The 19,258-nt window shown below is 40.8% G+C and carries 16 protein-coding genes; 5 read left to right on the top strand and 11 right to left on the bottom strand.

Features of this window, described 5'->3' with window-relative positions; all coding sequences use genetic code 11:
- Positions 1-59: 59 nt before the first annotated feature.
- From lepA to hisH, 10 genes are all read right to left on the bottom strand, one after another.
- The gene (lepA, locus tag HMPREF9448_RS07730; protein ID WP_008862039.1) at positions 60-1,847 is read right to left on the bottom strand and encodes a translation elongation factor 4; all 1,788 of its coding nucleotides are present in this window, start codon (positions 1,845-1,847) and stop codon (positions 60-62) included.
- A gap of 113 nt (positions 1,848-1,960) precedes the next feature.
- The gene (locus HMPREF9448_RS07725; RefSeq protein WP_008862038.1) at positions 1,961-2,509 is read right to left on the bottom strand and encodes an NADH peroxidase; all 549 of its coding nucleotides are present in this window, start codon (positions 2,507-2,509) and stop codon (positions 1,961-1,963) included.
- A gap of 23 nt (positions 2,510-2,532) precedes the next feature.
- Positions 2,533-2,943: a Fur family transcriptional regulator gene (locus HMPREF9448_RS07720; protein WP_008862037.1), complete on the bottom strand. Its 411-nt coding sequence runs from the start codon at positions 2,941-2,943 to the stop codon at positions 2,533-2,535.
- An 89-nt stretch (positions 2,944-3,032) separates the two neighbouring features.
- On the bottom strand, positions 3,033-4,169 hold the full coding sequence (lysA, locus tag HMPREF9448_RS07715) for a diaminopimelate decarboxylase (RefSeq protein ID WP_008862036.1): 1,137 nt from the start codon (positions 4,167-4,169) through the stop codon (positions 3,033-3,035).
- Between the two features lie 53 nt (positions 4,170-4,222).
- Positions 4,223-5,542, bottom strand: coding sequence for an aspartate kinase (locus HMPREF9448_RS07710; protein ID WP_008862035.1), 1,320 nt, complete (start codon positions 5,540-5,542; stop codon positions 4,223-4,225).
- Between the two features lie 89 nt (positions 5,543-5,631).
- Positions 5,632-6,303, bottom strand: a complete 672-nt coding sequence (locus HMPREF9448_RS07705; protein ID WP_008862034.1) for a cell division ATP-binding protein FtsE — start codon at positions 6,301-6,303, stop codon at positions 5,632-5,634.
- 6 nt (positions 6,304-6,309) lie between these two features.
- The gene (gene hisIE / locus HMPREF9448_RS07700; RefSeq protein WP_040296126.1) at positions 6,310-6,903 is read right to left on the bottom strand and encodes a bifunctional phosphoribosyl-AMP cyclohydrolase/phosphoribosyl-ATP diphosphatase HisIE; all 594 of its coding nucleotides are present in this window, start codon (positions 6,901-6,903) and stop codon (positions 6,310-6,312) included.
- A 19-nt stretch (positions 6,904-6,922) separates the two neighbouring features.
- Positions 6,923-7,678: an imidazole glycerol phosphate synthase subunit HisF gene (gene hisF, locus HMPREF9448_RS07695; protein WP_008862032.1), complete on the bottom strand. Its 756-nt coding sequence runs from the start codon at positions 7,676-7,678 to the stop codon at positions 6,923-6,925.
- A complete protein-coding gene (hisA, locus tag HMPREF9448_RS07690; RefSeq protein WP_008862031.1) occupies positions 7,668-8,411 on the bottom strand; it encodes a 1-(5-phosphoribosyl)-5-[(5-phosphoribosylamino)methylideneamino]imidazole-4-carboxamide isomerase in 744 nt (247 codons plus the stop codon). The genes hisF and hisA overlap by 11 nt, the downstream gene beginning before the upstream one ends.
- On the bottom strand, positions 8,408-8,998 hold the full coding sequence (hisH, locus tag HMPREF9448_RS07685) for an imidazole glycerol phosphate synthase subunit HisH (protein ID WP_008862030.1): 591 nt from the start codon (positions 8,996-8,998) through the stop codon (positions 8,408-8,410). The genes hisA and hisH overlap by 4 nt, the downstream gene beginning before the upstream one ends.
- Before the next feature lie 226 nt (positions 8,999-9,224).
- Between hisH and HMPREF9448_RS07680 the strand changes: the two genes are divergently transcribed.
- Positions 9,225-10,124: a CPBP family intramembrane glutamic endopeptidase gene (locus HMPREF9448_RS07680; protein WP_008862028.1), complete on the top strand. Its 900-nt coding sequence runs from the start codon at positions 9,225-9,227 to the stop codon at positions 10,122-10,124.
- Here HMPREF9448_RS07680 and lptB read toward each other — a convergent pair.
- The gene (lptB, locus tag HMPREF9448_RS07675) at positions 10,083-10,820 is read right to left on the bottom strand and encodes an LPS export ABC transporter ATP-binding protein (protein ID WP_371417628.1); all 738 of its coding nucleotides are present in this window, start codon (positions 10,818-10,820) and stop codon (positions 10,083-10,085) included. The two genes, HMPREF9448_RS07680 and lptB, sit on opposite strands and share 42 nt — an antisense overlap.
- Positions 10,821-11,172: 352 nt before the next feature.
- Between lptB and HMPREF9448_RS07670 the strand changes: the two genes are divergently transcribed.
- The 4 genes from HMPREF9448_RS07670 (at position 11,173) to HMPREF9448_RS07655 (ending at position 19,145) form a co-directional block, all read left to right on the top strand.
- On the top strand, positions 11,173-11,913 hold the full coding sequence (locus HMPREF9448_RS07670) for an MlaE family ABC transporter permease (RefSeq protein WP_087879925.1): 741 nt from the start codon (positions 11,173-11,175) through the stop codon (positions 11,911-11,913).
- On the top strand, positions 11,913-12,701 hold the full coding sequence (locus HMPREF9448_RS07665) for an ABC transporter ATP-binding protein (RefSeq protein WP_008862025.1): 789 nt from the start codon (positions 11,913-11,915) through the stop codon (positions 12,699-12,701). Before HMPREF9448_RS07670 ends, HMPREF9448_RS07665 begins: the two co-directional genes overlap by 1 nt.
- 130 nt (positions 12,702-12,831) lie before the next feature.
- The gene (locus HMPREF9448_RS07660) at positions 12,832-15,564 is read left to right on the top strand and encodes a hypothetical protein (protein ID WP_008862024.1); all 2,733 of its coding nucleotides are present in this window, start codon (positions 12,832-12,834) and stop codon (positions 15,562-15,564) included.
- Between the two features lie 11 nt (positions 15,565-15,575).
- A complete protein-coding gene (locus HMPREF9448_RS07655) occupies positions 15,576-19,145 on the top strand; it encodes a DUF6443 domain-containing protein (RefSeq protein ID WP_008862023.1) in 3,570 nt (1,189 codons plus the stop codon).
- Positions 19,146-19,258 lie beyond the last annotated feature (113 nt).

Here is a 19,258-nt window from a genome sequence, read left to right as displayed (position 1 = left end):
TTTAAACAAAGAAAGCCTTTTACGGTTTTCCAATGACGAAAAAAAGAAACCGATTTACCCTAATCGAGTTTCAATACCGCTAGAAATGCTTTTTGAGGCACTTCTACCGAACCGATTTGTTTCATACGCTTTTTCCCTTTTTTCTGTTTTTCCAACAGTTTTCGTTTCCGGCTAATATCACCGCCATAACATTTTGCCGTAACATCTTTACGCACTGGTTTGATCGTTTCTCTGGCTATAATTTTAGCCCCGATTGCGGCCTGAATAGCGATCTCGAATTGCTGGCGAGGAATAAGCTCTTTCAACTTTTCACACATTCTTCGTCCAAAAGTTACCGCATTGTCTACGTGCGTCAACGTCGACAAAGCATCCACCGACTCCCCGTTTAAAAGAATATCGAGTTTGACCAATTTAGACTCCCTGAAATCATGAATATGATAATCGAAAGAAGCATACCCTTTCGATATACTTTTAAGTTTATCATAGAAATCAATGACAATTTCTCCTAACGGCATATCGTAGATAATCTCTACTCTATTCCCCGATATATATTCCTGCTTGACCAGCTCTCCACGCTTCCCCAGACACAAAGTCATAATAGGTCCGATGTAGTCGGTCGAAGTAATGACCGATGCCCGTATATAAGGTTCTTCGATATGATCTATCAACGTAGGATCTGGCAATCCAGAAGGATTATGAACCTCCACCATTGCACCTTTCTTATCGTAAACCTTATAAGAAACATTCGGAACCGTGGTAATAACGTCCATATTGAATTCTCTATCCAATCTTTCCTGAATAATTTCCATATGGAGCAGCCCCAAAAAGCCACATCGGAAACCAAAGCCCAAAGCCGCAGATGATTCAGGTTGAAAAGTCAAGGATGCATCGTTTAATTGCAGCTTTTCCAATGAAGCTCTCAGGTTCTCAAAATCTTCTGTTTCGATGGGATACACTCCGGCAAAGACCATAGGCTTAACTTCTTCGAATCCATCGATTGCCGAAGAACACGGTCGCTCTATATGGGTAATCGTATCTCCCACTTTCACCTCTCTGGACGTTTTTATTCCGGAAATAATGTATCCTACATCGCCGGCCGACAACTCTTTTCGAGGAACCATATCCAATTTCAAAACACCTATCTCATCGGCCTCATACTCTTTTCCGGTCGCAACGAATTTTACCTTATCGCCGGTTTTTATTCGTCCGTTACAAATTTTGAAATAAGCGATAATTCCTCTGAATGAGTTAAATACAGAATCGAAAATAAGGCACTGTAACGGTGCATCCACATCTCCCTGAGGAGGATTTACCCGTTCTATAATAGCCGAAAGAATATCTTCGACCCCCTGTCCTGTTTTTCCGCTGGCACGTATAATTTCTTCCCGTTTACACCCCAGCAAATCAATAATTTGGTCTTCTACTTCATCGGGACGAGCGCTATCCAAATCTACTTTATTGACAACCGGTATGATTTCCAAGTCATGTTCAATCGCCATATACAGATTGGAAATAGTCTGTGCTTGTATTCCCTGAGAGGCATCGACGATAAGCAATGCACCTTCACATGCGGCAATAGACCGAGAAACCTCATAAGAGAAATCCACGTGCCCCGGAGTGTCTATAAGATTCAGAATATACTTTTCACCCTTGTAAATATATTCCATCTGTATTGCATGACTTTTGATCGTAATTCCCCGTTCTCGTTCCAAATCCATATTGTCGAGAACTTGATCCTGTAAATCTTTGTCTGCAATGGTTTTGGTATACTCCAACAAGCGATCGGCCAGGGTACTTTTTCCGTGGTCTATATGTGCAATAATACAAAAATTGCGTATATTTTTCATTGAAATTAATCTGATAGTGTGCGCAAAGATAACGATTTTTACAATAATGGGCAATAGACAAAAAGGGGTAGCTCACAAGATGAGCTACCCCTCTTACAAATATAAATACAATTTTATTTCTTGAAATAACGATTGTATAAACCTTCGAAGCCTTTACCGTGGCGAGCTTCGTCCTTAGCCATTTCATGTACAGTGTCATGTATAGCATCATAGCCAAGTTCTTTGGCACGTTTTGCAATACGCATTTTGTCTGCACAAGCTCCACTTTCAGCTTCCATACGAGCTTTTAGATTTTTCTCTGTATTCCAAACGATTTCTCCCAAAAGTTCTGCAAACTTAGATGCATGTTCAGCCTCTTCCCAAGCATAACGTTTAAAGGCTTCTGCCACTTCGGGATAACCTTCACGATCTGCCTGACGGCTCATGGCAAGGTACATACCTACTTCGGTACATTCACCCATGAAATGAGCTTTAAGACCCTCCATAACTTCGGCATCCTCTACTACACCGTCACCGATATGATGTTCCGTTACAAAATCAAGTTCATCTGATTCAACAACTTCTTTGAATTTTGAACGAGGTTGTTTACATTGCGGGCAAAATTCAGGAGCTTCATCACCTTCGTATACGTAACCGCATACTGTACAAATAAATTTTTTCATGATTGGTTATTTTAGTTAGTTATTTAATGTTGAGTTTTCTTCTGGCAAGATGGACACGTTCCCTTACAATAAACTTGAATATCAGAAATATCATAATCCTTCAAAGATTCTATTTGTAAAGGGGGTAAATCAAAATCGAATATCTCTCCGCAAGAAGCACATTTAAAATGCAAATGCGGAGTCTCCCGGGCATCAAAACGGGCATTTTTCTCATCGATCGTAATCATCTGTATAACACCGTGTTCTGTTAATAAATTTAAAGTGTTATAAACAGTAGCTTTGGACAACGTCGGAATAGATGGATATAAAGCATTGAATATCGTATCGGCTGTGGGGTGTGTATGGTGTGTCATCAAATAATCCAACACGGCCATGCGTTGCACCGAAGGCTTTATATTATATCGTCGTAATCTATTTTGTGCCGATTCTTTCATCTTTCTTTATTTGTAATGATTACAATTTTGTAATGGCAAAAATAATATATTTCTAAATACGAAAATAAAAATTATTGTTAATAATTTTATTATTCTATCAAATATCCGGGTAATGTCCTACAATTATACTGGGAAGCCATAGCTTCCCCATAAGCGCCTGCCGATCGAATGGCAATCAAATCACCTCTTTTTGTCTCGTTGAGCATTACATCTCTCCCGAAACAATCCGAAGATTCACAAATAGGTCCAACGACATCATATCGACACTTCTCCATATCCGAAGTGATATTCTCGATGCAATGATGTGCCTGATAAAGTGCCGGACGAATCAAATCGGTCATACCGGCATCTACGATAACAAACTGTTTTTCGATACCCTTCTTGATATATAGTACTCTGGTTATCAACGATCCGCATTGACAAACGATAGAACGTCCCAACTCGAAATGCAACTGTTGGCCCCCTCTCAAATTCAGATTATGCTGAAAAATATCGAAATAACGACCGAAATCGGGAATAGGATTTTTATCGGGATTTTCGTAATCGACTCCCAATCCACCACCTACATTAATATGTTTTACTTGAATATTGCGCTTCGACAAATCGTCTTGTAATTGGTTGATTCGCTCGCAAAGAACATGAAATGTTTCTAAATTCAATATTTGAGAACCTATGTGAAAATGAAATCCCACAAGCTGAACATGCGGAGAACGTTGTATTTGCGAAAATATCGAATCCAACATTTCGATAGGAATACCGAATTTATTTTCACTAAGTCCTGTCGTAATATACTCATGAGTATGAGCATCGATATTCGGATTAATACGCAATGCAATCGAAGCTATATTCTCCTTTTTCTTGGCAAGTTCTTCTATAACCGACAACTCCTCTGCCGATTCCACATTAAAGCAAAATATCTTCTTTTCAAGGGCATATTCTATTTCCCAGTCGGCCTTTCCAACCCCGGCAAATACAATTTTTTTTGCAGGAAACCCAGCCTCCAAAGCAGCTTTTATTTCCCCTCCGCTCACACAATCGGCTCCTATTCCCGAAGCCGCAATAAGTTTCAATATTTCTGGATTAGCATTGGCTTTTACAGCATAATGGACATGATAATTCCGCTCTCCTGCCAAGCGAATCAGTTTTGCTAATGTGTTACTCAGCAATGTCTTATCATAATAATAAAAAGGAGTCTTCGTTATATTGAAATGACTGATGGGAAACATTCTACACACAAAAATTTAAATGTCATGTAGAGATATTTCTACATGACAATATATTATTTATTCTCAAAAAGATAATGACTTAAAGACCGAAGAGCCTTTACCTTATCCTCCCGGCGAACCAAGAAAGAAATATTGTAATTACTTCCTCCATAAGATATCATTCGCACGGGAATATCTTTCATGGCTTGAACAGCTTCGGACTCAAATCCGACATTATTCCATTCCAAATCCCCGACAACGCAAATGATCACCATATCTTCATCGACAGTCACGGTTCCGAATTTACGCAAATCGTCGAGAATTTCTTGCAGATGTTTGGTGTTGTCTATCGTAAGAGAAACTCCCACTTCCGATGTCGTCACCATATCAATAGAAGTCTGATAGCTTTCAAATATTTCGAATACCTTCCGCAAGAAACCATACGCCAATAACATTCTCCCCGATTTTATTTTTATGGCTGTAATATTCTCCTTCGCGGCAATAGCTTTAATTTGCCCATCTGATGAATGATCGTAAATCAGAGTACCCGGAGCTTCGGGCTGCATCGTATTGAGAAGTCTCACCGGAATGTTATTCAACTTGGCCGGCAATACACATGTAGGATGCAATATCTTCGCACCGAAGTAGGCCAATTCTGCGGCCTCCTCAAATTGCAGGAAACGAACAGGCTTCGTGTTCTCTACAAACCGAGGGTCGTTATTGTGCATACCATCGATATCGGTCCATATTTGTATCTCTTCTGAATTGATTGCCGCACCTATCAACGACGCTGAATAATCGCTACCTCCTCTTTGAAGGTTATCTATTTCTCCATAAGCATTCCTGCATATATATCCCTGAGTAATGTAAATTTCGGCGTCTGGACTTTCTTGAAGCAATGAAAGCAATTTATTTTTAATAAATTGGTTGTCAGGCTCTGAATTTTTGTCTGTACGCATATAATCAAGAGCAGGAATAATAACCGATTTCACACCTTGCTCCAATAAATAGTTATTCATCATCGCAGTCGACATCAACTCGCCCTGAGCCAAAATAACTTTTTCCTCAAATAAAGTGAACAAATCTTTTGTAAAGGAACGAATATGGTCGAAACACCCTTTAATTACTTCGAGTGTCTTTTGCTTATACTCGTCGGTACTATACAATTCGTCTATGACTTTATTGTATTTCCTTTCGAGGTTTCCGATCGTTTCCCTAGCGCCATCTGTATTTTTCTTATACAAATAATCAGATATTTCCACTAAGGTATTCGTTGTTCCGGCCATAGCCGACAACACTACGATTTTCCGATTCCCATCACAAATTAATTTGGCAACATCTTTCATGCATTGAGCACTGCCGACGGAAGTTCCACCAAATTTGAGTACTTTCATTTTTTATTTACTTGTTTTTAATATAACAAAACGGTTCTTATTTCTTCGCAAAAATATGTCTTTTTTGCGGGATTATCAACTATTCGCCATTAAACTTCTACCAAACTTTTATCTTCGCATTTCAAGATTCTTCCCGGGAATTCCTCTACCAAATTCAAATTGTGAGTCGTCATGATAACGGCGGTTCCTGTTTCGCAGATGTGATGAAGTAACGACACGATTTGTTGCCCGGTTTGAGGATCGAGATTTCCAGTAGGCTCATCGGCCAAGATGATTTTAGGAGAATTCAATAAAGCTCTGGCTATGACGATTCGCTGTTGTTCGCCCCCCGATAGCTCATGAGGCATTTTGTAAGATTTTTTGCGCATGCCCACTTGATCCAAGACTTCCGACACACGGGTGTCTATCTCCTCTCTATCTTTCCAACCGGTAGCCCTCAAAACAAAAGCAAGGTTCTCGTATACCGAACGATCGGTCAATAACTGAAAATCTTGAAACACGATACCCAGTTTTCGTCTCAAATTGGGTATCTCTTTATTTTTGAGGTGACGAACATCGAAATCAAGCACGATTGCCTCTCCTTCATAAATAGGCAAATCGGCATACATCGTTTTCAGCAGACTACTTTTTCCACTACCCACACGTCCGATGAAATAGACAAATTCACCGCTGTATAACTCAAAATTGATATGTTTCAATATAGTCAGTTCCTCCCGGCAAATCTGCACATCGGTATATTTGACAAGCAACTTCTTTTCCATAGCTTTTTATTGATGTCTTTTCTGTAATTCTCGAACTAAATCTTCTATGCGATGCCCTTTCGAAGTAAGCAACACGATCAAATGGTACAACAAATCCGAGGCTTCATAAATAAGACGGTCATCGGTCCCATTCGTAGCTTCGATGACTGTCTCCACAGCCTCCTCTCCCACTTTCTGTGCCATACGGTTTATCCCCGACTGAAAAAGCGAGGTGGTATATGAGCCTTGGGGCATCTCTTGTTTTCTCCGTTCTATGAAATCTTGCAAATACCCGATGAATGAAAGTGCATCTTCATTTTTTTCTCCAAAACAAGTATCCGTCCCGGTATGACATACAGGGCCACACGGAGTTACCTTAATCAGAAGCGTATCGTTATCACAGTCCGGTAGAATGGATTTCACCTCTAAGAAATTCCCGCTTTGTTCTCCTTTGGTCCACAATCGACCTTTCGTCCGACTGAAAAATGTCACTCGATTCGTATCTAAGGTTTTATGAAAAGCCACTTCATTCATAAACCCTACCATAAGTACTTTTTGAGTAACATCGTCTTGAACGACGGCTGGAACAAGCCCACCCATTTTTTCAAAATCCAACTGTATCGTTTCTTTTTCCATAAATCTACCTCCTCACAGGAATACCACTTTCCGATAAATATTTTTTCAACTCAGGAATCGTTATCTCGCCAAAATGAAATACGCCCGCAGCCAATGCGGCATCGGCCTTGCCACGGAGAAACGCATCTTTAAAATGCGCCTTCGTACCCGCTCCTCCCGAAGCTATGATTGGGATAGGTAATAGTCGGTGAAGTTCCAATAACGCTTCATGGGCATATCCGCTTCGAGTGCCATCATGAGTCATGCTTGTAAAGAGTATCTCACCCGCTCCCCTTTCAGCTGCTTCCAAAGCCCATTCAAAAAGCGTTCGTTGGGTAGCGACTTTTCCACCATTCAAATAACAAACCCAGTTTCCATTTTCAAAGTTAGCATCTATTGCGATAACACAAACTTGTGAACCGAATTTTTTTGCCACATCGTCTATAATTTGCGGATTTTTCAGAGCCGAAGAATTCAACGACACTTTATCCGCCCCTACATTCAATAGACGGTCTATATCTTGTAAAGAGTTGACACCGCCTCCGACAGTAAAAGGTATGTCGATACGGGAAGCCACCCGTTTCACCAAATCGGTGAACGTGCTACGACCCTCGCTCGACGCAGTTATATCGAGGTAAACAAGTTCATCGGCTCCCTCTTTACTGTATATTTCGCCCAATAAAACCGGGTCGCCGGCCTCTTTGAAATCCACAAACTTCGTTCCCTTCACGGTCTTTCCGTCTTTCACGTCGAGACACGGTATAATACGTTTAGCCAACATAACTTTGATTTTTAGCGACAAACCGGGATATTTCCGACAATAATATTTTCCCCTCGTAAATCGATTTTCCCAATATTACGGCAGGAACACCTATGGATTGCAACGACTCTATGTCGTTCCACGAAGCGACTCCTCCGCTCGCAATTAGGTAAATTTCGGGAATCTCCGACAGCATGGATTCATACAAATTCACGGCACAGCCCTCCAACATACCATCTCGGCTTATATCTGTCGTTATTACTTTATAAACACCCGCCTGAGCATATTCGCGGACATACGGAATCAATTCCCACTCCGATTCTTCGAGCCACCCGTTTATTGATATTTTCCCGTCTCGGGTATCTGCACCCAAAATTATATGCTCTTTGCCATACCGATCGAGCCATTGGAGGAACAAACTACGATTCTTCACAGCGATACTTCCTCCCGTCACCATATCGGCGCCGCACTCAAATGCGATACGCAAGTCTTCGTCACTTTTTATTCCTCCGCCAAAATCGACGGAAAGAGTCGTATGAGTAGCTATTTGTTCAAGCGTCCTATAATTTACGACATGATCGGCTTTCGCACCGTCCAAATCGACCAAATGTAGCCTGTTCAATCCATTGTCTTGAAACGCTTTCGCCACTTCCAACGGATTTTCATCATATACCTTTCGACAAGAGTAATCCCCTCGCGACAACCGGACACATCGACCGTTCATTATATCTATGGCAGGAATCAACTCGATCATAACGAAAGAAAATTTTCAAGAATTCGCATACCTACTGTACCGCTCTTTTCCACATGGAACTGGGTCGCATAAAAATTACCTTTATTTAAAGCCGCACTAAATGGAATTACATAGTTACACTCCGCCACAAAAAACTCCGATACAGGAGCATAATAACTATGTACAAAATAGGCATAGCTACCTTCGGGAATGCCGGTGAACAAAGGGCCTTTCAAACGAGTCAGTACATTCCACCCCATGTGAGGAATCTTCTGTTCGGTATCTTCTGGAACAAACCGACGGACTACCGTATCGAATATACCCAATGTGTCAACATCTCCTTCTTCGGAGTGTTTGCATAAAAGCTGCAATCCGATGCAAATAGCCAACACCGGCTGCGTGAGATTGACGATAACCCTATCTAACCCGTGCTCTTGCAAATATTTCATCGCCGAAGAAGCCTCTCCCACTCCGGGAAAAAGGACCTTGTCGGATTGCGACAACACGTCGGGAGAATCGCTAACAACCGGCGTTACACCCAATCGGCGTAACGCACATTCGACCGAATATACATTTCCGGCATTATATTTTATGATAGAGACTTTCATAAATTATAAAATTGCCACATTTATATTTGCAAATATAAATATTTATCTACATTTTCAAAAATTATATTGACAAAACACGCACATATTGCTTATATTCTTTCTCTTTTGACAAACTATCCTTATATTTATTTTCGTTACCTTTGCGTAAAATATGAAACAGTTGCCACACAACTGCATATTTTAATGACATCTACGTTATATTTGTACACGAAAAAACAATGAATACATGAGAATCTCGGGATATTGCCATAACTCATCGACAGGAATAAAGCTTATCATTCTGCTACTCTTAATTTTATGGGGAGCTCTAATCGTTGCCATTCCCATGTTTTTTGTAAAAGGCTCTAATGCATTGTTGATAGCCATGTATTTACAAAACATAGGCATGTTCATTCTCCCGGCATGGATCGCTGCGACTCTGTTTTGGGGAAATGCAGGAAAATCCCTTTATTTGAATAAAGCCCCGCGTATCATAGAATTGTTAGGGATAATCGCTTTATTCATCGTTGCGACTCCGGCTCTTAACAGAATCGTAGAATGGAATGAAGCCATGAACCTGCCCGAAGCGCTGTATAATATTGAACAATGGATGCGTCAACAAGAAAATGCTGCGACAAAGATAACCGAACAAATTCTGCAAGTAAATTCATTTTCTCATTTCTTAGCCGTCATTTTCGGGATTGGAATCCTCACCGGAATTGGCGAAGAAATGATTTTCAGAGGTGTTCTTCAACGAATCGTACAAGACAAAAATCACCGGGCACATGTAGCCGTGTGGATTTGTGCATTCCTGTTCAGTGCCATACATTTACAATTCTATGGTTTTATACCTCGATTATTATTAGGCGCATTCTTCGGATATCTATTGGTATGGAGCAAAAATCTATGGCTACCGATATTCGCCCACCTGTTCAATAACAGCACGGTCGCGTGCATTTCCTATTTTACAAATGACAAATCCCCCGATAATCTGATAGAGACGGTCGGCACAAGCGGTTCCCCTACGAGCTGGCTGGCAGGAGCAAGCCTTATCGGTACGGTAATTTTATTATACGTGCTTTATAAAAAAGTTTTTGTCTCGAAATCAAAGGAATTTTTTCCGATGGAAGATAAAATTACGCCCTAAATATTTTTCCCGGACAACGGGATTTTCTGCCAGTTCCTCCGATGTGCCCTGAAAAAGTATTTTACCCTCGAATAATAAATAAGCACGGTCGGTAATACTCAGTGTTTCAGGCGCATTATGGTCGGTTATCAAAATGCCGATATTTTTTTCTTTCAGCTTATATACAATAGACTGGATATCTTCCACGGCAATAGGATCGACTCCTGCAAAAGGCTCATCGAGCATAATAAATTTAGGACTAATAGCCAAACAGCGTGCAATTTCGGTTCTACGCCTTTCTCCTCCCGATAGTTGGTCTCCCAAATTTTTACGTACCTTCTGTAATCGAAACTCAGCGATTAAACTTTCCAGTTTATCCCGCTGATACTCTTTGGTGGTATGAGTCATTTCCAAGACACACCGGATATTATCTTCCACCGACAACTTGCGAAACACCGAAGCCTCTTGCGCCAAATACCCGATACCGATTTGCGCCCGTTTATAAACCGGATAATCTGTAATGTCGAGATCATTCAGATAAATATGCCCCTGATTGGGGGTTATCAATCCGGTCGTCATATAGAAAGTCGTTGTCTTTCCTGCGCCATTCGGGCCCAACAACCCCACGATTTCCCCCTGTGTAACATCTATCGACACATGGTTCACAACCGTCCGCTGACGATATTTCTTTACCAAATCTTCGGTTCGCAGCACCATATTATTTTCCGAAGATTCCAAATCCGATTGAACATTCAAATGAACCTTCTCTTCGGTATTGGCAGCCACCGGTTGATGCTTAAAAAATTTGGAAAACATATTTCTACCTTTAAAATTATCTGCAAAAATAGTGAAAGGTAAGCGCAGAGGCAAGCGAAAATTGCATTTTCGACTTGACTATGCCAAACCGCATTCAATCTTCACAGAGACAAAGATATTGAAAATAGACAATCCCATCAGTCGTTTTAACGAAATAAAATGATTGAGAACTTAATTCTACTATAAAAGATAATGGCTCATCGATTCTTTTCATTACTTTTGTTCTTCAATAATCCAATTAGCGGATATGATTATACAAGATTCATTAAAAAAGTTCGGAGATTACGTCTTGTTAATGAGACGCGTATTTACAATACCGGACCGATGGAGAGAGTTTTTCAAAAGATATATTTCCGAAATATACAAATTAGGAATAGACTCTATTCCCATCGTCATTACTATTTCCGTTTTCATCGGAGCCGTGATTGCCATACAAATGCAAAAGAATGTGGTATCGCCCATGATACCGGCCTACGCCGTAGGATTGGCTACCCGAGATGTCATCTTATTGGAATTTTCCTCTTCCATACTATGTCTGATCTTGGCCGGTAAAGTCGGGTCAAACATAGCCTCCGAAATAGGAACCATGCGGGTAACCGAGCAAATAGACGCACTCGAAATTATGGGTGTCAACTCTGCCAACCTGTTGATATTACCCAAAATCGCGGCAATGGTCTCTTTCATTCCGGTGTTGGTCGTGTTCAGTATGGCGAGTGGTATTACAGGCGGATTCCTGATAGCCCAATTCACCGACATAATTTCCGTGTCAAAATACATCTATGGACTACAAAGTTTTTTTAATGAATATTACATTTGGCAAGCCATATTCAAAGCACTCTTCTTCGCCTTTGTCATCAGTAGCGTAGCCTCGTACTATGGATACAAAGTGAAAGGCGGAGCACTCGAAGTCGGGCAAGCCAGTACCGACTCTGTCGTGGTAAGCAGCGTTATCGTTCTTCTTCTCGACGTGGTTCTCACTCAAATTTTATTTTGATGATAGAAGTTAATAATATATCCAAATCATTCGACGGGAAAGTCATTCTACACAATGTCTCCGCCAAATTCTACTCAGGAAAGACAAACTTAATTATCGGGCAAAGTGGATCGGGCAAAACGGTATTGATGAAATGTATCGTTGGTCTCATGCAACCCGATAAAGGACAAGTTATTTATGACGGTAGAGACATCACTTCGATGTCGGCTTCACAAATTAAAGAACTTCGGAACGAAATAGGCATGCTATTTCAAGGCTCGGCCCTATTCGATTCAGAGACGGTATTGGGCAATGTCATGTTTCCGCTAAGAATGTTCACACGAGACACCTATGCCGCTTGTAAAAAAAGAGCAGAATTTTGTTTAGAGCGTGTTAATCTAAAAGGAGTTAACGATTTGTATCCGTCGGAGATCAGCGGAGGTATGCAAAAACGCGTGGCGATAGCTCGTGCCATCGCATTGAATCCCAAATACTTATTTTGTGACGAGCCTAACTCGGGACTCGATCCGAAAACCTCTATCCTTATCGACGAATTATTAAGCGATATTACACACGAATACAATATAACGACAATCATCAATACCCACGATATGAACTCTGTAATAGGAATCGGTGAAAATATTGTCTTTATTAATAAAGGACACAGAGAGTGGGTAGGAAATCGTGCCAAAATATTCACATCATCTAACGAAGCTCTGAACGACTTTGTCTTTGCGACTCGCTTATTCAAGGAAGTAAAAGGCTATATGATCGAAGAATACCGCAAACACGAATCGGCCGACGAATGAGTATAAGTATATATTTTTTGTAGGCGATTAATTCATTAAAGTTAATCGCCTTTTATTTTTTTTGAGAATATTTTGTTTTTTAATAAATATTCCCTTTCTTTGAGAAAAGAAACACCCCAATTTGCGTACTATGAAATTCTATCGAAATACCATGCTGATATTTTGTGCATTATTAGGATTCTCAAAAAGTTCCATTGCACAATCAATGCCATTTGGAGATTACAATACAAGTTTCATTACACCGTTATCAGCTCAACTTAACCGATATGATTTTTATCCGGTTTCAAAATCGACCGGTACGACAAATATCAATATCCCTCTATTTTCTATACCTACTCCCGATGATACCCAAATTTCCTTTAACTTATCCTATCACTCCTCTGGAATAAAAGTCGAAGATCCCGTCGGTATATTAGGATATGGTTGGAGCATATTGCCAGGATTAAGAATTACTCGTATGCAATTCGGAAAAGTGGACGAACACTGCAAACTATTACCATTAAATTATAATACATCAATATTTCCTCGAAGTTATTGGGCTAGACCAAATACTGACGAAGAAGCTATATGGGGATACGACGGAGAACATGATATATTTTTCATAAATACAATTGACCAAAATACGAGTTTTATTATCGAAAAAAACAACAATTGTTTCACTGCTAAACAAATAAAACAAACTCCTTTAAAAATCGAAGTTATCGGGACCGCAGAAGGATTCAAAGTTACCGATGATCAAGGGGTTGTCTACATATACGGAGGCAACAGCGATTATACCATAGAGACGTCTGCATGTAAACAAGTTTATCTTTTAAAAGAGATTATATACACCGATAGTCAAAAAATTAGTTTTAACTATGGGAGAGAAATCATTAAAACATCGACTCCCACCCAATCCCACAAATTAGTTTATACCACGTCCAACGATTGGGAAATTATTTCCGTCAACAACCCGGTTGTTCAAGGTGACTGCATTCTGAAATCTATTACATTTCCATTGGGTAAAGTTACCTACGAATATCACTCTTCTCGAAAAGAAATTCTGAAAAACATCAAAATCTATGGCAATAATTCCCAACTGATCAAAACAATATCATTTATAACCGATACCAATAAGAATTTATTACAGTCAGTGACAATACCGGGCTCAGGAAAATATTCGTTCGAATACAACCCTACCACTTTCGAAAACGTTTATGCCCAAGATTTATATGGTTATTATACTGGGAAAAAGAATGCTACTTATATCGATATGATACCTCAAAATACGGTGTTAAAAGCGCTCAATAAAAATATAGGGAATGCACGAAGCTCTGTCGAATCTGCCATGCAAGCCAACATACTACAAAAAATCGTTTATCCTACCGGCGGATACGTTTCATTCGAATATGAAAAAAATCAAGCAATCAATCCCATAGACAATTCCATCGTTATATGCGGACTGCGTCTGAAACAGATGAATATATATACCCCCGAAAATAATCAAACCGTTTCTAAAACATATAAATATGGGAATAACGAATCGGGATATGGAAAATTAGTTACATTACCGTCCGACTGGGACTATTGGATACAACGTAAACGTTACGATTTATCCGATATGTCATACACGGGATATATATATGAAATTATCTCCCAAAGTTCTCTAAACATCTTATATCGAAATAGCTATTTGATATGGTATGACGAAGTTGCCGAATACACCCCGGCTGGGAAAACAGTAGAAAAATACAATTATCAATACAATCAAGGCGGAAGCGGATTTGTAAGTGAATTTTGGCAAATGCTTTATCACAAGCCTTATATCATCGACAGGAAAGTATATAAAGGGAATAATGTTCAAGAGCATACCGAATATGAATATTATGAAGACGAATTGTCTTACATAATGGGCATATCAGTACGATCGAACTTATACTACCCTTCATCAGAACCTGACATTCCCATTCACCTGAACAAAATCTGTCACGATAAAGAAATTGCAGGCATATTCTCTCCCACGGTAAACGGCAATATGATCTCAGGCGATACAGACTCCAACCCCGACTTCACAATCGACAATTATGCTATACACACAGGTCTGTTCCGGTTAGGACGAAAAACGACACGGCTTTACGACGACGAGGCCGTACCTTACGAAATTTCCGAAGAATATCTTTATTCCGACAATCTCCTCTATAATATGACAGGGACTCTTTCCTGTACCAGCTTGGGAGATTCTATATATACTCGTTATTACTACCCGTCCGACGGATATCCCGGATATCCGCAAACAATATGCGACCTACTTTCTCAGCGAAATCTATCGACGACAGTCATTGCGACAGAACAAACAAAAATAAGCGGAAGCAAACAATCGCTTATCTCTGGCAAGAAAGTAATATACGACTCTATTCCGGGTGATTACACCCGAATGTACCCGGTAAAAACCTATTACAAAAACAAGCTACAACCCGATTTTCGCCAAGAAAATCAACGAACCTATTATCCGTTCGGGAAATTGGCGACAGAGACCGGTAGAAATGGAGTAAGCACAGTCTATCTTTGGACAAAAGATAACGGTTCATACCCAGTCGCTAAAATAGTAAATGCCTCGCTTGCCGAAGTAACTGCAATTACCGGTAATCCAGAGAACATTTATAAAAACGGACTGTATTTGGACATAGAGACTCGCTTACGAAACGAATTACCCCATGCTCAAATCACGACCATAAATGCAGCCCCGCTAATAGGAGTGCAGAAAACGACCGATCCGAACGGAATAACGACTCTCTACGTCTATAATTCCGACAACCTGCTGCAAGAAATTATATGGCAAGGTGCTGTCATTAAACGGTATGAATACAACTATCGCAATCGTTAAATACTATCGCCATGAAAAAGACACATCATTTCATACTCTCATTATTTGCCGTAATAATTCCCTGGCAAATGGCGACAGGATTCGATACCTTAGTACTCGATCCCGACTTCATACCTCTACCCGATACGACTTTCGTTACTAATTTCGACAGCGATAGGAATTATATTTTGGAAATCACTCCGGTACAAGGTTCCGGTACAATAGATGTCGACAGTAAATCTATACATCTCAACGCCTCGGGCTCTCGGGTGGCGACAAAAATAACCTATTTCGACGGATTGGGAAGACCCGAACAAGTAGTTCGGCTAGGCATGACTACCGGTCATAAAGATTTGATCGATTATTACCAATACGATGCAGCTGGACGAGAACATAAAAACTGGCTGCCTACTCCTATTTCGTCGACGAACAGGGGAAGATACATACCATTCTCGACCTACGCTTCATTATCCACGAATTTTTACGACGACGAAAATCCCTTTGTAGAAACGAGCTACGAAGGTTCACCGCTAAGCAGACCCGCCGATTTGAGAAAGGCCGGTACAGAATGGCGTTCCCATCCGGCAACGATGACTTACCGTAACAACCGTTCTGCCGAAGTCGGTAAATACACCGTATCGAACGATATATTGCACCGATCTGGATATTATCCGGCAGGACAACTCTCCGTAACCGAAGCGACCGATGAAGATGGGAAAAAGATTCTCACCTATACCGATAAATCTGGACAAATAGTTATGGAACGCCGGGGTGGGAATTGCGATACCTATTATGTCTATGACGACCTCGGGCAATTAATCTATGTTTTGCCCCCCAATGCTTCCGATGCTCTTAATACAGACGGCAGTTGGAATCGCACCCATAGTGTTTTAGCCCTATATGGCTACATCTACACGTATGATGCACGGGGAAACTGTACGAATAAGAAGCTTCCCGGAATAGACGAAATAAAAATGATTTACGACAAAGGAGACCGGTTGGCGATGTCGCAAAACGGGAATCAACGGAAAAAAGACCAATGGACCGTCTATAAATACGACTGTTTCGACCGTTTGCTTTTCTCCTATATAATATCGTCGGGAAACATAGATTTCCAACAAGCCACGCTTCAATGCCGAAACATATTGTTCAACGAAAGCCCCGACCTATCGCCCGGTTCATGGCGAGGAATCGGCTATACCAACAACATATTCTCCCAAGATGAAGTCCAATTACTCACGGTCTACTATTACGACGACTATGGCTTTCTCGACATTTTGGATACCTCTGTCGCCAATCGATTGACCTACAAGAGAAAAACAGGATACTCGCAGCAAGCCGCCGCAAAAACATACCTTACCGGGAAAAGAGTGTATTCACTGACCAACGATGACCAATTCGAAATAGAAGCATTGTATTACGACCGGTTCGGCAATCACATTGCATCTTGTACCCGCAACATAAACGGTGAATACAGCTATGCCTACCAAAAATGCGACCTCTCGGGAACCGTATTGAAATCTTTTGCCGAATACCAAACAGCCGACGGCGGATCTGTCACCGAATCGGCAGAACATACTTACGACCACGACAGCCGTCTTACCCGCACCAGATATACGCTCAACGACACTTTGGTCAACACCCGTTATTTCCAATACGACGAACTCGGTAGATTAACTAGGTTAAGCCGGAATAACGGGACTACACATGCCTCGTATGAATATGACTTGCAAGGAAACATCACGAGTATAAAAGACGTGGATTTCGAACAGAAATTATATTATAACACAGGCGATGGAACTCCGCGTTACAACGGTAAAATATCGTCGATGAAATGGCTCACTCCCTCTATCGACAATACCGATACCATCACCAATGGATATTCGTTCGCCTACGACCAACAGGACAGATTGGTTTCGGCATACTCTTCTTCCGGAAAATACGGACAAGAACGCTATACCGAAGAGTTTACATACGACAAACAGGGAAATATCGCCATGCTGTACCGTTACGGTGGAGAGAACGGTCATTTGATAGACGAAACTTCGTGGAACTATAACGGCAATCAAGTCACCCGAATTACCGATATATCGGGCGACCAGTCTGCCTATAACATAAAGGAATATCACGATTATAACCACTCGGGAGACGATTTCTATTACGACAGTAACGGCAATATGACCGCCGATCTCGACAGGGACATCGTGACCATACGCTACAATGCGATCGACTTGCCCGATACCGTCCAGTTCAAAAACGGGTCGACCATCATCTACCACTATTTAGCAGACGGACGCAAGATAAAAGCCCAATATACCACCTCCTATTCGGCGATAATCGTTCCTCGCGGAGAGACATTGGCCAGCATGGACCTTACCATACGGGCAATGAGTTCGATGTCGGCATGGAACGGACCGCTGGAATATATCGGCTCGCCGTTTGCCTGCGATTCTCTCATTCGCATTCACAACCGATACGGCTACTACGATTGCCGAGAGAAAGAGTTCCGATACTATGCCACCGACTATCAGGGAAATGTACGCACTGTTTACAGTAATATCAAAATCAATATCATCAAGCCTGTCAAGACTTTGAGCTCATCGACAAATATAGTCCTGCCCCCCATCAGGCTCGTCAAAGTGCATCAACGTATGCAATATTATCCCGACGGACTTCCCTACGACGAATGCTATCGTGCCGACGAACAACCTTACAAATATGGTGAACTGGAATTTATAGAGATGCACGGCTTCGATTCTTACGACAACGGCCGTCGTCACTACTCCCCTGCCATGCATCGGTTCACCTCTTTCGACCCGTTGGCCGAGCATTTTTATCACGAATCGCCCTATGCCCATTGTGGAAACGACCCGGTGAATTATATCGACCCCTCTGGTATGGATTACTGGGGGACAAACGATCCCGATGAAATTGAAAAATTTTGGGATTCAATTCTATCTGGTGACGGAAATATTGATATGAGTGAATGGGATTATTTGTCAGACGATGAATTTGCTGATATAAGCAAAACACTCATGTACAATAGCGATAATGGCTGCTGGTATACCTTTTATGTAAATTCTAATCCCAGTTCTTATTCATCAAACGGCAGGGAATACGTTATAAATGGAATTTCTTTACCAAACATCAATTGGAATCCTTTTGCTAGAGATGCAAGATGGTATCAACAAGCCTCAGGGCAAATTACCCCCACAAACGACCTATTTTATTTAATTACTGGAATAAAATTACTGTCCAATAAAAGATTTCTTCCAATATGGCAAGCTCCAAAAAAATCACCGCCATTAGGACAATATACGGTATATATTGCTACAGATGAAAATAAAAATGTTATTTATGTGGGTATGACAAATAATTTTCTTAGAAGACGAGCTGAACATGCTCATAGATTTGCTATCAAAAAATTCAAATCCAATTTAACCAAATATGATGCAAGAGCTTTAGAGCAGGCATTAATTGAGCATTACAAATTTCGAAGAGATGGAGGAACTTTACTTAACAAAATCAATAGCATCTCCCGTAAAAATCCTATATACGAAGATGCTATAAAAGTAGGAAATAGTTATATTAAAAATTTATAGTTTATGACAAAGAAAAAAATTGAAATCGGGGATATTTTTGAAGTCCCCACGGCAATAGGGAATGCATATATCCAATACATGGCCGAAGTAGACCAAACGACATTGATACGCTT

The organism is Barnesiella intestinihominis YIT 11860, assembly GCF_000296465.1.
GTDB lineage: Bacteria > Bacteroidota > Bacteroidia > Bacteroidales > Barnesiellaceae > Barnesiella > Barnesiella intestinihominis.
This window is presented reverse-complemented; position numbering and strand designations above follow the sequence as displayed.

Excerpts from the sequence above, each read along its gene's own strand:
- HMPREF9448_RS07680 (WP_008862028.1), top strand. The coding sequence starts at position 9,225 with ATGAGAATCTCGGGATATTGCCATAACTCATCGACAGGAATAAAGCTT.
- HMPREF9448_RS07725 (WP_008862038.1), bottom strand. The coding sequence starts at position 2,509 with ATGAAAAAATTTATTTGTACAGTATGCGGTTACGTATACGAAGGTGAT.
- HMPREF9448_RS07665 (WP_008862025.1), top strand. The coding sequence starts at position 11,913 with ATGATAGAAGTTAATAATATATCCAAATCATTCGACGGGAAAGTCATT.
- hisH (WP_008862030.1), bottom strand. The coding sequence starts at position 8,998 with ATGAAAGTCTCTATCATAAAATATAATGCCGGAAATGTATATTCGGTC.
- HMPREF9448_RS07710 (WP_008862035.1), bottom strand. The coding sequence starts at position 5,542 with ATGAAAGTACTCAAATTTGGTGGAACTTCCGTCGGCAGTGCTCAATGC.
- lepA (WP_008862039.1), bottom strand. The coding sequence starts at position 1,847 with ATGAAAAATATACGCAATTTTTGTATTATTGCACATATAGACCACGGA.
- hisF (WP_008862032.1), bottom strand. The coding sequence starts at position 7,678 with ATGTTGGCTAAACGTATTATACCGTGTCTCGACGTGAAAGACGGAAAG.
- lysA (WP_008862036.1), bottom strand. The coding sequence starts at position 4,169 with ATGTTTCCCATCAGTCATTTCAATATAACGAAGACTCCTTTTTATTAT.
- lptB (WP_371417628.1), bottom strand. The coding sequence starts at position 10,820 with ATGGTGCTGCGAACCGAAGATTTGGTAAAGAAATATCGTCAGCGGACG.
- hisA (WP_008862031.1), bottom strand. The coding sequence starts at position 8,411 with ATGATCGAGTTGATTCCTGCCATAGATATAATGAACGGTCGATGTGTC.
- HMPREF9448_RS07705 (WP_008862034.1), bottom strand. The coding sequence starts at position 6,303 with ATGGAAAAGAAGTTGCTTGTCAAATATACCGATGTGCAGATTTGCCGG.
- HMPREF9448_RS07720 (WP_008862037.1), bottom strand. The coding sequence starts at position 2,943 with ATGAAAGAATCGGCACAAAATAGATTACGACGATATAATATAAAGCCT.
- HMPREF9448_RS07660 (WP_008862024.1), top strand. The coding sequence starts at position 12,832 with ATGAAATTCTATCGAAATACCATGCTGATATTTTGTGCATTATTAGGA.
- HMPREF9448_RS07655 (WP_008862023.1), top strand. The coding sequence starts at position 15,576 with ATGAAAAAGACACATCATTTCATACTCTCATTATTTGCCGTAATAATT.